This is a genomic window from Klebsiella sp. GFKo11 (assembly GCF_056490265.1).
Window position 1 is genome coordinate 5,715,718 of the sequence record NZ_CM151369.1, and the last position, 16,759, is coordinate 5,732,476.

The following is a 16,759-nucleotide window of genomic DNA, read 5'->3' on the forward strand; positions in this document are numbered from 1 at the left end:
ATAAGCCTGGTCGATGTATTCCAGAAACGATTATTTTATACCCTAATGGATTTCGAGTTGCAGGAAGGCGGGTCAATTCCGATGTGTCGACTTGGTTCCTCCCTGCAACTGGAAAGACGGTAGGTCGTTAAAAGGTAGAAAATCATGTCCGTATCATTTACCAGGCTCTCTCGCAGAGTCGGGGGGCTTCTTGCGCTCATTTTACTGGCCCATGCTCCGGCAGAAGCCGCTACACCGTCGGTGGCGGAGCCTGCTGGCATCAACCTCGGCCTGACCAGCTTTTTTGACGGCTTCCCGGCCGCCGCGCCGGGACAGCTGTCCTATCTGGGCTATTATCGCTATACCCATGCGAATGCGATTAAAGACAGCGCCGGGAATAAAATAGATGCCTTTGGCAAAAGCAATGTGGATACCTGGCTAACCAGCCACCAATTTCTCTATACCTTTGCACATTCCCCGTTTGAGAATGCCTCGCTGGGTTTAGACCTGATTATTCCGATCGTCGGCTTTCATACCGATTTCGGCGATGCTCCGGCAAAATTGCAGGCCAATGACGCCGGGTTTGGCGATATTTTTATCGGCACCTATCTGCAAATTAACCCGGTGATGGATGCACAGGGCACGCCGCTGTTTGCCCAGCGTTTTGAAATCGGCTTCAACGTGCCCACCGGAAAATATGACGCGAAGCAGGACATTAATCCGGGGGCGAACCAGTGGTCGTTTACGCCAACCTGGGCCGCCACCTGGCTCTTCGCCCCGCGCGCCTCGTTAAACTGGCGTTTACAGTACCTGGTGAACTTCAATAATACCAACCCGGCCAGCAGCGCCCCGCTGGACTGGAAAGGCGAAAGCGTGCAACGCACCCGCGCCGGTCAGCTGGCCTGGCTCAACTTTGCTGCCGAATATGAAGTGGCGCCCAAGTGGCATCTGGGTATTAACGGCTATTATCTGAAGCAAATTTCCGACGATAAAGTAAATGGCGATGACCTACCAAACTCACGCGAGCAGGTATTAGGCATTGGCCCCGGGCTGATGTGGAATCATTCGGCCAATAACACCCTGACGCTAAACTTCTACACCGAAACGGCGGTGGAAAACCGGCTCAGAAACAGCGCGATCGTGAACCTGTTTTATATTCATGGATTTTAAAAAAACCAGTGCCTGATGGCGTTTTGCTCATCAGGCCCGGTCACTTCACCACTTATCGGTCGCGCCAGCATGATTGGCTGGCACGTTATTCACTCGCGTGACCGGTGAACTCTGCCGATTCTCCCACAGCACCGTCAGGCCGCGCTGAAGCGCAATAAAGACAAACAGCAGGATCCCGATGGCGATTTTGGTCCACCACGAACTCAGGGTGCCGTCGAAGTTGATGTAGGTCTGAATCAGCCCCTGAATCGCCACGCCAAACAGCGTGCCCAGCACCGTTCCTACCCCACCGCTTAACAGCGTGCCGCCGATAACCACCGAAGCAATGGCGTCCAGCTCAACGCCAACGCCCGCCAGCGCATAGCCCGCTTGGGTATAAATGGAGAAAACGATTCCGGCCAGCGTCGCCAGCCCGGTGGAGAGCATATAGATGCGAATGGTGGTGCTGCGCGTAGAGATACCCATCAGATTCGCCGAGGTGGCGCTGCCGCCAATGGCGTAAACCTGATTGCCAAAGCGAGTGCGGTGGGCCATAAAAATCCCGGCGACCACTACCAGCAGCATCAGTAGACCCATCGCGCTTAAGCGACCGCCGCCGGGGATCATCCATGCCAGGCTGGAAAGGGTGTCATAGACCGGGTGATCGATGGGAATCGACTCTTCAGAAACCAGGTAGCTGACGCCCCGCAGGAAAAACATTCCGGCGAGAGTGATGATAAACGCCGGGATCTTCAGCGCATCGATCAGCAAGCCCATAAACGCGCCAAAGGCGCAGCCCATCACCAGCACCAGCGGAAACGCCACCAGCGGCGAGATCCCCCAAAAGCCGATCGCTTTGGCAAGAAAGACCCCGGTAAACGCGATCACCGAACCCACCGACAGATCGATCCCGCCGGAGAGGATCACAAAGGTCATGCCGACGGCAATGATCCCAAGGAAAGCGTTATCGGTCAGGATATTGCAGATCACCCGCGTCGAGGCAAAGCCGGGAAATTGGGTCAGGCAGTAGAGATAGCCCAGCACAAACACCGCCAGAGTGATCATTAACGGTAAATTACGTTTTATCATGGCCACGTATCCCCTTCAGTAAGCTGATAAAGCGCGGCGACTGAACGATCAGTACGCACAGCACCACCACGGCTTTGACCACCTGGTTAAGCTCCGGCGGAAATCCTGACAGCAGGATCCCGGTATTCATCCCCTGGATAATCAGTGCCCCGACCACCGAGAGCAGCAGGTTAAAGCGCCCGCCCATCAGCGAGCCGCCGCCGATCACCACCGCCAGAATAGCGTCCAGCTCCAGCCATAATCCGGCGTTATTGGCATCGGCACCGCGAATATCCGCCGCCACGATAATCCCGGCAATAGCCGCACAAACGCCGCTTAATACGTAGGCCAGCATCACCACGATGCGGGTATTCACCCCGGCGTTTTTCGCCGCACGGATGTTAATGCCCACCGCTTCAATAAACATCCCCAGCGCGGTCTTACGGGTAAACAGCCAGAATAGCGCCAGCGTAACGATGGCAATGATCACCGGCGTCGGGAACAGCAGCAGAGACCCGCTGCCGAGCCAGGCAAGATGTGGAGAATCAAATGTCACGATCTGCCCGGAAGTGATCAGTTGGGCAACTCCGCGTCCGGCCACCATCAGGATCAAAGTGGCGACGAACGGCTGGATCTTCAGTATCGCGACCAGAATCCCATTCCACAAACCGGCCAGCGCACCGGCCGCCAGTGATGCCAGCAGCACAACGGTCAGGCTATGGCCCGCCACGGTCATCGACGCCGCCGTGGCTCCGGCAATCGCCATCACCGCGCCCACAGACAGGTCAATCCCACCGGTTGCGATAACCAGCGTCATACCAATTGCCAGCAGAGCTACCGGCGCTGCACGGTTCAAAATATCAATCGGGCTGCCGAACAGCCGTCCTTCCTGCAACACTATCTGGTAGAAATGCGGGGCCACCAGGCTATCAACGACCAGCACCAACAGCAGCGCAATAATTTGCGGCATCCCTTTTGGCCAGCTAAAGCGTCGTTTTGGCTGGTCGGTTTTCGGAACAGATCGAGGCATCATCGGTTACTCCTTATGCCGCAATAGCGTTCATGATCGCCGGGACGGAGAGCTCGCTCAGAGCCAGTTCCGCCACCTGTTGGCGATCGCGCATGATAATCACTCGGTCGGCATAACCCACCAATTCTTCCAGCTCCGAAGAGATAACCAGCAGCGCCAGACCATCGGCGCAGAGGGTTTCAATCAGGCGGATGATCTCCGCATGGGCACCCACGTCGATACCGCGAGTCGGTTCATCCAGGATCAGAAACTGCGGTTTGGTCAGCAGCCAGCGCGAGAGCAGCACCTTCTGCTGATTGCCGCCGGAGAGGAACTCGATCGGCTGCTCGGCGCTGGGGGTACGGATCCCCAACTGACGGATAAAACGCTCGGCAATCTCATTTTGTTCGCGCCGACCAATCGGGCGCAGCCAACCGCGCTGTGCCTGGAGCGCGAGAATGATATTTTCCCGCACCGAGGCGGCGGCGATGATGCCGTCGGTTTTACGATCTTCCGGGCAAAAGCCGATTCCAAGGCAGGAGGCCTGATGCGGCGAGCGCAGGGTTTGCGGTTTGCCTTTGATCCACGCTTTGCCGCTGTCGGCGGGTTTGATGCCGAAAATGACCTCAGCGGTTTCCGTGCGCCCTGAGCCTAGCAGACCCGCCAGGCCGACGATTTCCCCGGGGCGAACCTGCAGATTAAACGGGGCGATGGTGCCTTTTTTGCCAAAACCCTCGAAGGCGGCAACCGGTTTGTCGCTTAGCAGAGTGCGGCCCGCACGCTGCAGGGCGTTATGCTCCAGCTCGCGGCCCAGCATCATTTTCACCAGTTCAATTTGCGGCAGCTCGCGGGTTTCCCGACAGCCGACGAAGCCGCCATTACGCAAAACGGTGATCCGGTCGCTGACGGCATAAACCTGGTCGAGGAAGTGGGTGACGAAAATCAGGCTGACGCCGCTATCGCGCAGTTGGCGCATCAAGGTGAAGAGCATCTCCACCTCCTGGGTATCCAGACTGGCGGTGGGTTCATCAAGAATTAAGACTTTTGCTGACAGATCGATCGCCCGACAGATAGCAACAATCTGCTGCATCGCGACCGAAAAGCGGTTGAGCGGTTCGCGCACGTCGAGGGAAAAACCGTAGGATTCCATTAGCGCCGTGGCGCGCTTTTCCATCTCTTTGCGCCGCAGCAGGCCAAAACGCCGTGGTTCACGACCAATAAACAGATTATCCGCCACCGACATATTCGGCAGCAGGTTCACTTCCTGGTAAACGGTGCCGATCCCCAACTGCTGGGCATGGGCGGTATTCTTCGGCGAGATCTCCTGACCTTCCAGCCAGATGCTGCCACTGTTGGCATGGTAAACACCGGTCAGCGCTTTGATGAGCGTTGATTTTCCAGCACCGTTTTCGCCGAGCAGCGCCATAATTTCACCACGCCGCAGGCTGAAGTTAACGTTATCCAGCGCTTTCACGCCGGGGAAATACTGGCAGAGCCCCTCAGTGCGGAGGATTTCCAGGTTGGTTTCAGTGGTCATGCTGCGCTCCCCCTCACCCTGGCCCTCTCCCCGAGGGTGAGAGGGAACATATTGTGCCCAACTAGCAACCCGCACCGCCCGGCTCCCTCTCCCTTTCAGGGAGAGGGTTGGGGTGAGGGTATCAGCCGCTTAGTAGCCCATATTTTTCTTCTTCTCTAACTCTTCTTTCGCCGTATCCGGTAAGTAGAGCGTCGATTTGGTGATGGTCACTTTCTCCGGCAGAGTGCCGTCTTTTTTGTATTTCTCCAGCGCGTCAAACGCCGGGCCGGCCATATTCGGCGTCAGCTCTACGCTGGCGTTCGCTTCACCGGTCATCATCGCTTTATAGATATCCGGCACGCCGTCGATAGAACCGGTCAGAATATCTTTACCCGGCTTCAGCCCGGCCTCTTTAATCGCCTGAATCGCGCCGATCACCATGTCGTCGTTATGGGCGTAAACCATGCAAATGTTCTTGCCGTTATTTTCCGCTTTGATAAAGCTCTCCATCACTTCTTTGCCTTTACTGCGGGTAAAGTCGCCGGACTGGGAGCGGATAATTTTGATATTGGAGGCTTTAGAAATCGCTTCAGCAAAGCCTTTCTTACGGTCAATCGCCACGCTGGCCCCGACGGTGCCCTGTAGCTCAACGACGTTACACGGTTTACCGTCAACGGTTTTCACCAGCCACTCGCCAATCAGCTGGCCTTCCAGCACGTTGTTGGCGGTGACGGTGGTCATGTAGAGATCTTTGTCTTTAACATCAATAGAACGGTCGAGCAGGAATACCGGGATTTTTGCTTCTTTCGCTTCTTTTAGTACCGGTTCCCAGCCGGTCGCGACCACCGGGGCAATAAAGATGGCGTCGACGCCCTGAGCAATAAAGGAACGTACGGCTTTAATCTGGTTTTCCTGTTTTTGTTGGGCGTCAGCAATCTTCAGAGTGATGCCGCGCTTGGCGGCTTCCTCTTTCGCAACGTTGGTTTCAGCCGCACGCCAGCCGGATTCAGAGCCGACCTGAGAAAAACCTACGGTCAGAGGGGCAGCCATAGCCATAGACGACATAGCTGCGGAAACTGCTGTGACAAGAAGTAAGCGCTTCCACATAAGAGGATCCTCGTAGGGTTATTGTTGGTTAAAGCCTCACCTGCGGACAAACTATAGACAATCGGAGATGTAACTGAATGCGTTACATCACACTTCAAAAAAGTTAATCAGGTGTTAACTGACGTGATTCACGGCAGTAGAGAGCCGGTGAGGCTTCGCGACCTACGCCATCCTCACCATTTATGCCGGAATTTTTCACACTTTGAGATATCAAGCATATGCGATGAAAACGGTTACATAAATTTATTCAGGATGCAGCTATGTTTATGGATTTTCAGGTTGTCTTGCGGCAAAAAATTCAGACTTCGCCCACCTGTTCTGGGGAAAAAGAAGCAAAGACATTCGATGTGAGTTGGCTATAATACCGGGCACTTGTTTGCCATACATTTTAAAGGAAACAGACATGAGCTTACTCAACGTACCTGCGGGCAAAGATCTGCCGGAAGACATCTACGTCGTGATCGAGATCCCGGCGAACGCAGACCCAATCAAATACGAAGTCGACAAAGAGAGCGGTGCACTGTTCGTTGACCGTTTCATGTCCACGGCGATGTTCTATCCGTGCAACTACGGTTACATCAACCACACCCTGTCTCTGGACGGTGACCCGGTAGACGTTCTGGTCCCGACTCCGTATCCGCTGGAGCCAGGTTCTGTGATCCGCTGCCGTCCGGTTGGCGTTCTGAAAATGACCGACGAATCCGGCGAAGATGCGAAACTGGTTGCGGTACCGCACACCAAGCTGAGCAAAGAATACGATCACATCAAAGATGTGAACGACCTGCCAGACCTGCTGAAAGCGCAGATCACCCACTTCTTCGAGCACTACAAAGATCTCGAAGCGGGCAAATGGGTAAAAGTTGACGGTTGGGACAACGCTGAAGCAGCTAAAGCTGAAATCGTTGCTTCCTTCGAGCGCGCTAAGAAGTAATCTCTTTCAGGCAGGGCGCCCGCCCTGCCTGTTTGCAGCAACGGATCGCTGCAGCCTTGCACAAGAGGGAACCTTGTGAAAAACACCCGCTATTTCACCCTGAATTTTACCGGATTTACCCCTGCCGCTTCTGAGAAACAAAGCTATCTGCGCCTTGTCGCTGGTGACCACGTTTTTTATACCGATACGCGTTACTTCCAGGATCCCACACTTTTTGAGCAGCTTAAGCTCAACCAGCCGCTGCATATTGGCGCTCGCCGCCTGCCGGATGGCAGCTTCTGGATCCACTGGCTGAGCGACGGCAACGTTCTGCTCGAACCGGCCAGGCCGTCGCTGAAAGGTAAACTACTGGCGTTTTTTATCGGCACTCTGGCGTTTATCTCTATCGCCTGCCCAACCTACATTTATTTAACCGCAGTCTGGGCTGTCATCACTTTCGGTGTCATCGCGGCGCTGGCGCTGGGAGTTGCGCTGGTGGGGCTATGCGGCCTGGTGCACCGCTTTGCCCAAACGGCACATCCCGAAATGCGCGAGCTACTGCTGAAAATGGAACGGGTCCGGCGCGGAGATTTCTCCTTCTGTCAGCCTGTAGCGACCGCCACCAGGCGCAGCATCCCCCCCTTTCCCGACGATACTCCCGTTCCAGAGCGCTTCAGCGTTGAAGAAGGGATAATCAAAAGCCTCTATTTTAAGAAGTGGTCCACCGGCGCAGGAAAAACGCATCGCGACTATCACGGCGTCCTGTTCCAGTGCAACGCCGCGCCGCTCTCTTTCTCCTGGCAAACCACCGGCACCCGATGGGACCTCCACCCTCTTTTTTACCGCCGTCATCCGCCTTTTCTGGCTGGCGGCGATCGAATAATCGCCGTATATCGGCGCGACAATCGCGATATTCAAGCGCTCTATAACGGCAGCGATGGCGGCGCTTATCTGAAAGCTCATCCGTTCTATCCCGGCGAACAACAAATGTCGCTGGTCTATAAGGTATTTTATAGCATCGCGCTAGTCATGTTCCTGTTTATGTTCGGCCTGGAGATGAATGATATGCGAGTATCCGGCTGGGACGGCTGGATATTCGCCACAGAGATGCTCGACCTGTTTTCCTTAACGTTGTTGTGTATCGGCGGGATAATCGCGCTCCTCGAACTGTGCAGTCTGGCGACCCGTATGCTCTCAGGCCGCGTGGGCGACTGGCTAACGTTACAGCGTGCATTTAAGCGCTACCTCGGTCGCGCCAAAGCTAATACCACGCTTCAGGAGCTGATGTAATGTTCAGCACGATAAAGCGCCGGTTACTGTTTCTCGCGATAGTCACGCTGGCAGCTTTCCTGTGGTCCGCGACGTTTTCGTTTAACCTCTTCCTGCCCAACATCTCGTGGCAGCAGCACCAACTGAGCGGCGAGGAAAAAGAGGTTGAAGACCCGATTATCAGCAGCTTTTCCAACGGTGCGCTGTTTATCAGCCACGAACAGCTGTTTACCGTCAAACGCTATGAGCTGGATAAACAACAGCGGCGCGTTATTCACCATTACAACCCGCCGCTTGAACGAATAACGCCTCTTATATCCCAGTTGCTTAACGTCCGTCTCGTGGCAAAAGAGCAGCTGGAACGCGATATTAAAGGCCGGTATAACCGGTTTACTTCTACCGACCGCGGGGATGACAGGTTTAACATTCCTCTGACCAGCATCATGCATCTCGCTCGCCAGGGCCAGCTCCAGACTTCCGCGCTATGGCTGGGAAACATCGACGCCCCTGTTTGCACGCTTCAGGGTGAGTGCTATCTGATTGCCGATGGGCCTTTTCACGCCAACAAGAGCGTCTGGTATAGCCCGGGCGGCGGCATCAGCTGGCAGCAGCTGACGCAGTGGCGCTTTCCTGAGCCAGATATGCCATCACGCTTTTATTCCCAGAAGCTGGTCAGCGCCGAGGCAGGCAAGCTATGGCTGGCGGATCAGTACACGCTTTCCGTTTCAGAAGACCAGGGACAAAGTTGGCAAATCGCAGCCGATATTCGCCCGCTACTAAAGCGCAACACTATCCAGTGGGACAATAGCGCAGAACAGTCTGCCAGGCTGAGCCAGCTACGCTGGTATATCGATAACCGCCAGCGACTACTGGCCGACGTGACCGTTTCGCTTCCTGAAGGCCGGGGAGAACGCCGTTTTCTCTATCAAATTATCTCCGCACAGCAGGAGCAAATTCTCGCCACCAATATCCGCGATATCGTCCGTTCGCCGCAGGGAGAGATTCTTTTCACCAGCAGAATAAGCGCTTCACGCTATGGCCTGTATCGGCTAGAGGAAAACGGCACGCTGGAGCTGATGCTTGAGCATATCGATCGGTTAGGGAAAATTTATGCCGGGCTTAACCTGCTGGCAGTAGAAAAAGATATCGGCGACAGAACGCATTTGTACCTTTCCCGCGATGACGGCAAGAACTGGCAACGCTATAAGCTACCGGGGAAAAACGTGGTATTTGATGGCGCTGGCGATCGGTTTATCCGTTTCCCTGAGTATTACCGTACGTTGAACTATCAGATCGGTACATTTGAATAATCCGGCCGACCATATGGATAGGGTTTAGCTGATCCTGCCGACCGGTTTCCAGCCGTCTGCGGGCCGGTAGCCCGGACAAGGCGCGCTGAGCGCCGCCTCCGGGGAACTAAGCGCTACGCTAAGCCGGGCGGCAAAAACCAGCCGGTGCTAACCCGCAAAAAACAACGCCACCCGAAGGTGGCGTTATCGTTATTAATACTGGTCTTTATCCAACCAGTTGCCGCTTTCTATCAGCGTGAAGCCCTCGACAGGGCGCTGATAGACGTACATCCAGGCGCTGCCATAGGGCGTCTGGATCAGGTGACGAGCATACTCGCCGCCTTTGGTACGCAGCGCATCTAATTCGGCCAGCGTCGATGCGTCAATACGATAGACCTCACCATGTACCGTGCCATCTCCGGGCACCGCGCCTGGATAGTGGCCCAGGCTATACAATTGATAATCGTTGACACTATGATCGCCCAGCCACTGAGCGTTGGTCATCCAGTGGCTGTTGCCTTGCTTGCGTCGTAAACTGCCGTAAACAAATATTCGCATTGCTAAAACTCAAACTGATAGAGCACATCGAGAGCCTGATCTACGCCAGACACGGCTTCCATATATAGCTTAGGCATCAGACGATAGCGTAACGTCAGCGTCGCCAGGGAGTCAAAAATCCCGACCCCATATTTTACCTGCAGACCCGGCAATACATAGCCGCTAACTACCACCTGGGAGGAGTCGCCCACTCCCTCGGTGTCCAGCGCCAAATTGCTTACGCCAAACGTCTCACCGATTTTACCCACAACCTGACCACTTTGTGCAACCCCCATACCAATAAGCATTGAGGTCATGGCCGCACTATCGCTCTGTCCGCTGCTTAAACCCTGCCCTCGCAGCAGGTAAGAAAGCGCTTCTTGCTGCGACATCACCGGGTCGGAGAAGATCTCCGCCTTCGGCTGATCGGCTGAGCCCGTTACGCGAACCCCGGCGATCACGTCGTCTTCTGTGGCATCCGGGTTGCGAATAGCTTCGATATTCAACAACGGCTGATCCGGTGGACCGGAGAACAGCAGCTCGCCTTTACGCACGATCAGATCCTGCCCATAGGCATGGAAGCGACCGTCCGGAATGTTGATCTGCCCGTTCAGCCCCAGCCCTTGTTTATCCTGAGCCACCTTCAAATCGCCGGTTAAACGCGCTTTCAGGCCGAATGCTTCCAGGCGAACGTTATTACCGACGTGGATCGTCAGGTTACTATTGATGGGGATACCGGCGCTCTGCTGCTTAATCGGTTGCAGGTTTTTATCCAACATCACCTCGTCAGAAGAGACCCCGACGGCGCTCTCCGGAACATCTTTGACGATGATACGCGCCCACGGTATATCAACGTTGCCGTCAAGGCTGAACAGGCTTGGCGTGGCGGTGAAGACCACATCCGGCGACACGTCGAGACGCACCATCGGCGGCACGGTAATTCGTACCCGGCTGCCCTTCGCCGCAATTTGCGCACGCCAGTTGTCAATCTGCGTCCAGTCGGCGTTGCCGCTAAGCGCAATCTGCCCCTGTCGGGTATTCACCGTGCCCTGTAGGGTCGAGCGGGTACCGGTGAAATTCATCGCCAGCTGGCTCGGCTGCATATCAAACGGCATAAAGTTGCCGTCAATATCCACGCCGTTGAGCTGCATCTGACCGAACAGCTGCGGGCTCTGGAGGTTACCACCAAGAGTCAGACGCGCGTTAAGCTTCCCTTCAGCCTTCTCGCCGCGCGAGAAGATAGGGTTGATCATCGCTAGCGAGAAGTTGCTGATATTAACGCTACCGCCCAGATTACGGCGACCCTGCGGATCGGTGACATCAACCTGTCCATCCAGTTGACCGTTATTGGTCAGGCGAATCAGCCAGCCCAACTGAGCACGGTTATTATGCAGATCGGCAGTGAGGTTCAGCGTATCGAACGCCACCGGCAGCGGCGCATCGTTAATGGTCTGAGTCACCTTCACGTTACGCCCGTTCAGCGTCACTTTGCCCTGCGGCAGCCCCTCTTTGGTGGTGTCCCAGCTCACGTCAGCGTTACCGCTAAACACGCCGCTGGCCAGCGTCTCTTCTGGCATAAACGGTTTGAGCATCGCCAGGTCGAAACGGTTGAGGTTGACCACTGCATGCCCGATTGCCCCGGCGTCGATAGTCTGCGGCACGCACAGCTCGGCGTTCGGGTTGGTCCAGCAGTGTGGCCCGATACTGATTTTCTGCTCGAGGTTACGGTAATCCAGCGCAATATCACGCGTCAGCGCAACCGGCCCGACCGGCGTCTGGAAGCGGGTATTGCTCAGCGTCCCTTTCCAGCGCTCCTCTTTACGGTCAAAACTCCCCGCCAGCAACAGCTGCCCTGATACCGGGTCACCCTGCACTCTCAGCTGCAGGTCGTGCTGCTTCTCGTTGCCCTTGGCATTGAGCTGCACCAGGCTGATATTGACGCCCGGCTGGCTAATACGGTCAACGCGCACATCGAGGGTGCCGCCAATTTGGTCGGTTGATTTAACGTCGCCCTTCACGTTCACCTGAGCAACGGACAGCTCCTGCCAGCGCAGCGCACGGGCGGTGATATCTGCCAGCAACTGCGGCGCATCAACGGTGCCGCGCACTTTCACCAGCCCCTTCGCCGTGCCGCCGAGGCCCGGTAGCGCGTTGTCGAGATGCGGGGCATCAATGGTGGCGTCGAGGTTAAGGTCTTTGACCCCCAGCTCGCCTTTCACGTCGGCACTATTAGGGCCTAGCGCCAGATGCAGACCGGGGATTTTCCACTGCATATAGCTGTTGCCCTGCAGCGAGCCACTCACATCAACTTTATTTTGTTTCACGTTACCGGTGATCTTCAGCTCCGGCACCGACATCTGCCAGCTACCACCGTACAGGCTGCCCTGAGTCTTAATCAGACCGTTGAGCTTCGACGGCCAGTCCGGCACCTCTTTGGCGGTATTGATGCCGTCAAGGGTCAACTCGCCGCGCCAGCTGATTGCCTGCTGCCAGTCGAGCAGCGCTTTCAGCTCGGTCTTCCCTTCCAGTGCGGCGACGGTCAGCTTATCGAGATTGACCTGCTGCTCATTGCCCTTCGCGTTCAGGTTAATCTTCGCCGGAGGCAGGGATTTCCCTTTCACCGCAGTGCTGAAGGCCAGGGTGTAGTCGGTCATTTTGCCGTTAAATTTCAGCAGCACATCGTCAGCCTGGAACTCTTTCTCGCCGGTAAACGGCCAGTAGAGCTGCTTGCTTTTCACTTCCATATCCAGCGGCAGCCCAGCTTCCGCCAGCTGCGCTTCGGCGCGTAGCGTCATCGCCACGGAACCGGCTAAATCCACGCCGATAGCCAGCTTTTTACGTACTTCGCCGCCGACTTTCAGCTGTACCTTCTCGCCCTTGAGCGGGTCGATGTTCAGCGTACTGTTGAGGGTGATATCAACCGGCCAGTTGTCCTGCAGCTGAGCGCTACCGGAAGCGGTGACTTTCCCCTGGTCAGAGTCCACGTCCAGCGCGTCCAGCTTCATCTGCCCATCAATGCTGCTCACTTTAAGCAGCAGATTGTAGATGGTCATATCGGTATCGCCGGTCAGGCGCAGCTGTTCGCCGCGGAACTCCTGGATATTGAGATTCAGCGGCAGATGGACGTCGGCCATTTCCGGCAGCACCGGCTTCGAGAAGAGGTCTTTCATCGTCTCGCCGAGCGGCTTTTCTTGCGGCTGCGGGTTGTCAATTTTCGGCTCGACCACCTGCTCCTGGGCCACCTTCGCCACCTTCGGCAGCGCGATCAGCAGCCCTTGCAGGGAGGTCGGCGTCAGGGTCAGGTTTTTCTCCTGCCAGTTCAGACCGGTGGAAAAGTCGCGCAGCGAAACGGCGGTATCGTCGATTTTCACGTTAACGTTATGCAGCGCCACTCGGCTCAGGGTAATCGGATACGGGGTAGAAAGATTTAGCGGACCGCTATCTTCTTCCTCAACCGGCGCCGCTGGCGGCATCTTACTGGTATCGATCGCCACGTAGATATCGCGCAGCGAGATATCGTTAACGCACAGGCTGCTGTCCCACAGGCAGCGCAGCTTGACGCCAAGGTGAAACTGACCGGCGGTAACCGCCACGCCCGGCTGTTCAAAGCGTACGTTCTCCAGCGTCAGGTCGCGCCAGCCGCCGGTGGCTTTACCGATATCCAGCCCCGGAACCCAGCGGTCGGCGGCTTTAATCACCAGATGCAGGCCGGTGGTGGTGCCGACCAGAAATCCAACCGTCCCCAGCAGCAACACCAGAAAGATCAGCACGCCGAGGCTTATTTTCTTCCATAAACTCATTAAATAGCCCTCCGGATACCTCGCCCAATGCGGGCGGGGAGGAAAGAGGAAACTAACCATATTTTGGGTCTACCTGTATACATTTACAGTCCCACTGATTTGTGTATATGATGTGAAATATGAAACGCGCATATAAATTTCGATTCTATCCAACAGCCGAACAGGCTGAGCTTCTGGCCCGGACGTTCGGCTGCGTGCGTTTTGTCTACAATTCAATCCTTCGCTGGCGCACTGATGCGTACGACGAACGGAAGGAGAAAATGGGGTATATCCAGGCAAATGCCCGCTTAACGGCCCTGAAAAAGGAACCAGAATTTGCCTGGCTCAATGATGTTTCCTGTGTGCCATTGCAGCAGTCTTTACGCCACCAACAGACCGCCTTTGTGAACTTCTTCGCCGGGCGTGCTGCATACCCGACATTCAAAAGTAAGCGCCATAAGCAGGCCGCTGAATTAACCGCCAGCGCATTCAAATACCGCGACGGCAAGCTGTATATGGCAAAGAGCAAAGCGCCGTTAGATGTGCGCTGGAGCCGTGAATTGCCATCTGCTCCGTCTACCGTCACCCTTTCCAGAGACACCGCCGGGCGATATTTCGTCTCCTGTCTCTGCGAGTTTGAACCTGTATCACTGCCGGTCACAGCTAAAACAGTCGGCATTGATGTGGGTTTAAAAGATTTGTTCGTCACCGATACCGGATTTAAATCCGGCAATCCCCGCCATACCGCTAAATACGCGGCACGCCTGGCGCGACTCCAGCGCCGGTTAAGCAAAAAGGCCAGAGGCTCAAAGAACCGTGCCAAAGCCCGCTTAAAGGTGGCCCGCCTCCACGCGAAAATAGCCGATTGCCGTCTGGATGCCCTGCATAAGGCATCCCGCAAACTGATAAACGAGAACCAGGTTGTTTGCGTTGAATCCCTCAAAGTGAAGAACATGCTCCGCAACCCGTCGCTATCAAAGGCGATAACAGACGCAGGCTGGGGGGAGTTTACGCGCCAGCTCCGGTACAAAGGCGAATGGGCCGGGCGTTCAGTGGTCGCAATCGACCCGTTTTTCCCGTCCTCAAAACGCTGTAGCTGTTGCGGTTTCACCATGCAAAAAATACCTCTGGATGTTCGTAAATGGCATTGCCCGGAATGCGGCGCGGACCATGATCGCGACATTAACGCGGCGCGTAATATCAAAGCTGCCGGGCTGGCAGTGTTAGCCCATGGAGAGTCTGTAAATCCTGAATCGCTCATTGCGGCTTAGGTTCGACTCCGTGAAGTGGGAATCTTCGCCGTTTACGGCGGGGAGCAGTCACAATTCAGGCCCCAGACCGATGTAAAACTGTAAACCGTGCTCTTCTTTGTCGCCTATCGGCCTGGCGATATCCAGCTTGATCGGCCCGACCGGTGACTGCCAGCGAACGCCAAGACCCGCGCCGGTTTTGAAATCACTCTTACGGATATCGCTCACCGCTTCGCCGCTATCGACGAACACCGCCCCCCACCACTTGCCGGTCACGTTGTACTGATATTCCAGCGAGCCAGTGGCCAGCTTCGAGGCCCCCATCAACTTGCCATCATCGTCTTTAGGCGAGATAGATTTGTATTTATACCCACGAATGCTGCGGTCGCCACCGGCGAAGAAACGCAGGTCTGGCGGGACCTTGCTGAAGTTATCGGCTTCAATCCAGCCGAGGTTACCGCGCACCACGAAGCGGTGGCGATCGTAGAGGGTACGGATCCAGACGTCCTGCGCCTGCATCACGATAAAGTTAATGTCCGAGCCCCACATGGTGTTGGAGTAGTCCACCGAGTAGCGCTGCGAATCACCCCAGGTCGGCATCAGGCCGCCGCGCGAGCGGGTCCGGTTTACCGACACGCCGGGGTAGATCAGCATGGTCGTGTTGGTGACGTTAGCCTGGGTAAAGTGGTCAAGGCTCCAGCGCAGGTTGAGCGCGCGCTGCCAGCCGCTCGACATCTCCCAGTAGCGCGACACGGCCAGAGTTGTGGAATCGGCTTTGGTGTCGTTGAGATCCGTACGCTTGAAGCCGCCCTGCATCAGGTAGTACTGCTCAAGCGGGCTTTTTAACAGCGGGACTTTATAGCTGAAATCGAGCTGCTGTTCAGGGGCGGAAACGCTGAGGCTGGAGGTCAGGCTATGACCGTAGGAGTTCATCCACGGCTTTTTCCACGTCCCTTTGACGCGCGGCCCGACGTCGGTGGAATAGCCGACGCCGGTTTCAACGGTATTCTCTTTACGTGGGGAGACCACGCCTTGTAAAGGCAGAACTTTGGTCTGACGGGACTTTTCAAACTGCGGTGCCACAACGACAGAGCTAAACCAGCCGGTTGCCGCCAGGCGGCGGTTGAGTTCGGCTAAATCCTGCGAGGTGTAGTAGTCGCCCTGCTTAAACGGCACCAGGTTTTGCAGGTATTCATCGCGAATCTGCGAACCTTCAAAGGTCACGGGGCCAAAACGGTAGCGTTCGCCGCTGTTGTAGTCGATATCCCAGAAGGCCTGATGTCTGTCGAGAGAGACGCCGAGCTGGCTTTTATTAAACTCGCTATCAAAGTAGCCTTTACGCAGCGCAACGCGGGTCAGGGAGCTTTTGAAGCCATCATAGTCGCTGTGATTTAGCACGGTGCCGATAGCCGGGCGCGTTTTGAGCAGACCCAGATAGTCGCTGTCGGTTCGGGCCCCACCGCGCAAAATCACTTCGGTGCCGCCAATACGCACCGGCTCGCCGGGCGTCACTTTAGCGATCAGGACCTGACGCCCCTTCGCCGGCGGCGGACGTAAATCAAAATCGATCGTTGGTTCGTAGTAGCCCAGCGCTTTCAGGCCTTCGCGGATGGCGTCATCAACGCGCGCACGGAAGCGCCGGTCCGGCGTCACTTCATCGCTCTGGATCGTGGATAGTTGGGCGCGGACGTTTTTTTCCAGTTCCCCGGATAACCCCTCAACCTGCAAACGCACGCTCGCTGCGCTGGCGACCCCGCTGACCAGCAAAAGGCTGGTGATACATAACTGGCGGATTTGTAGCACGTTTTCTCCTGAATATCCTTGTTTCCCCCCGAAGGAAACGAAAGTGCCGCTCCACGGCTTAACAAAACCCTAACAACTAAGGGTTGAAAAAGTG

Annotated in this window: 12 protein-coding genes; 5 read left to right on the forward strand and 7 right to left on the reverse strand. The window is 55.9% G+C overall.

Annotation, left to right across the window (positions count from 1 at the left end; all coding sequences use genetic code 11):
- Positions 1-144: 144 nt before the first annotated feature.
- On the forward strand, positions 145-1,149 hold the full coding sequence (locus AC07P6_RS27410) for a SphA family protein (RefSeq protein ID WP_182235806.1): 1,005 nt from the start codon (positions 145-147) through the stop codon (positions 1,147-1,149).
- A 45-nt stretch (positions 1,150-1,194) separates the two neighbouring features.
- On the opposite strand, the gene yjfF is transcribed toward AC07P6_RS27410, so the two are convergent.
- The 4 genes from yjfF to ytfQ all read right to left on the reverse strand — a co-directional run bounded on the left by yjfF (position 1,195) and on the right by ytfQ (position 5,828).
- A complete protein-coding gene (yjfF, locus tag AC07P6_RS27415) occupies positions 1,195-2,217 on the reverse strand; it encodes a galactofuranose ABC transporter, permease protein YjfF (protein WP_182235804.1) in 1,023 nt (340 codons plus the stop codon).
- Positions 2,204-3,229 carry a galactofuranose ABC transporter, ATP-binding protein YtfT gene (ytfT, locus tag AC07P6_RS27420; RefSeq protein ID WP_434660468.1) on the reverse strand — a complete coding sequence of 342 codons (1,026 nt, stop codon included), beginning with the start codon at positions 3,227-3,229 and terminating at the stop codon, positions 2,204-2,206. Before ytfT ends, yjfF begins: the two co-directional genes overlap by 14 nt.
- 10 nt (positions 3,230-3,239) lie before the next feature.
- Positions 3,240-4,742, reverse strand: a complete 1,503-nt coding sequence (gene ytfR, locus AC07P6_RS27425) for a galactofuranose ABC transporter, ATP-binding protein YtfR (RefSeq protein ID WP_434660470.1) — start codon at positions 4,740-4,742, stop codon at positions 3,240-3,242.
- A 129-nt stretch (positions 4,743-4,871) separates the two neighbouring features.
- The gene (ytfQ, locus tag AC07P6_RS27430; protein WP_478315124.1) at positions 4,872-5,828 is read right to left on the reverse strand and encodes a galactofuranose ABC transporter, galactofuranose-binding protein YtfQ; all 957 of its coding nucleotides are present in this window, start codon (positions 5,826-5,828) and stop codon (positions 4,872-4,874) included.
- A gap of 403 nt (positions 5,829-6,231) precedes the next feature.
- Between ytfQ and ppa the strand changes: the two genes are divergently transcribed.
- The 3 genes from ppa (at position 6,232) to AC07P6_RS27445 (ending at position 9,317) form a co-directional block, all read left to right on the forward strand.
- A complete protein-coding gene (ppa, locus tag AC07P6_RS27435) occupies positions 6,232-6,759 on the forward strand; it encodes an inorganic diphosphatase (protein WP_005134479.1) in 528 nt (175 codons plus the stop codon).
- A gap of 75 nt (positions 6,760-6,834) precedes the next feature.
- Positions 6,835-8,028, forward strand: coding sequence for a hypothetical protein (locus AC07P6_RS27440; protein WP_478315125.1), 1,194 nt, complete (start codon positions 6,835-6,837; stop codon positions 8,026-8,028).
- The gene (locus tag AC07P6_RS27445; protein WP_478315126.1) at positions 8,028-9,317 is read left to right on the forward strand and encodes a hypothetical protein; all 1,290 of its coding nucleotides are present in this window, start codon (positions 8,028-8,030) and stop codon (positions 9,315-9,317) included. Before AC07P6_RS27440 ends, AC07P6_RS27445 begins: the two co-directional genes overlap by 1 nt.
- A gap of 192 nt (positions 9,318-9,509) precedes the next feature.
- Here the strand turns inward: AC07P6_RS27445 and AC07P6_RS27450 are convergent, their stop codons facing one another.
- Both AC07P6_RS27450 and tamB read right to left on the reverse strand, forming a co-directional pair.
- The gene (locus AC07P6_RS27450) at positions 9,510-9,854 is read right to left on the reverse strand and encodes a gamma-glutamylcyclotransferase family protein (RefSeq protein ID WP_004098039.1); all 345 of its coding nucleotides are present in this window, start codon (positions 9,852-9,854) and stop codon (positions 9,510-9,512) included.
- A 2-nt stretch (positions 9,855-9,856) separates the two neighbouring features.
- Positions 9,857-13,633: an autotransporter assembly complex protein TamB gene (gene tamB, locus AC07P6_RS27455; RefSeq protein ID WP_478315127.1), complete on the reverse strand. Its 3,777-nt coding sequence runs from the start codon at positions 13,631-13,633 to the stop codon at positions 9,857-9,859.
- A 119-nt stretch (positions 13,634-13,752) separates the two neighbouring features.
- On the opposite strand from tamB, the gene AC07P6_RS27460 reads away from it, so the two are divergent.
- A complete protein-coding gene (locus AC07P6_RS27460; RefSeq protein ID WP_478315128.1) occupies positions 13,753-14,883 on the forward strand; it encodes an RNA-guided endonuclease InsQ/TnpB family protein in 1,131 nt (376 codons plus the stop codon).
- 48 nt (positions 14,884-14,931) lie between these two features.
- On the opposite strand, the gene tamA is transcribed toward AC07P6_RS27460, so the two are convergent.
- A complete protein-coding gene (tamA, locus tag AC07P6_RS27465) occupies positions 14,932-16,665 on the reverse strand; it encodes an autotransporter assembly complex protein TamA (RefSeq protein WP_478315129.1) in 1,734 nt (577 codons plus the stop codon).
- Between the last annotated feature and the right edge of the window lie 94 nt (positions 16,666-16,759).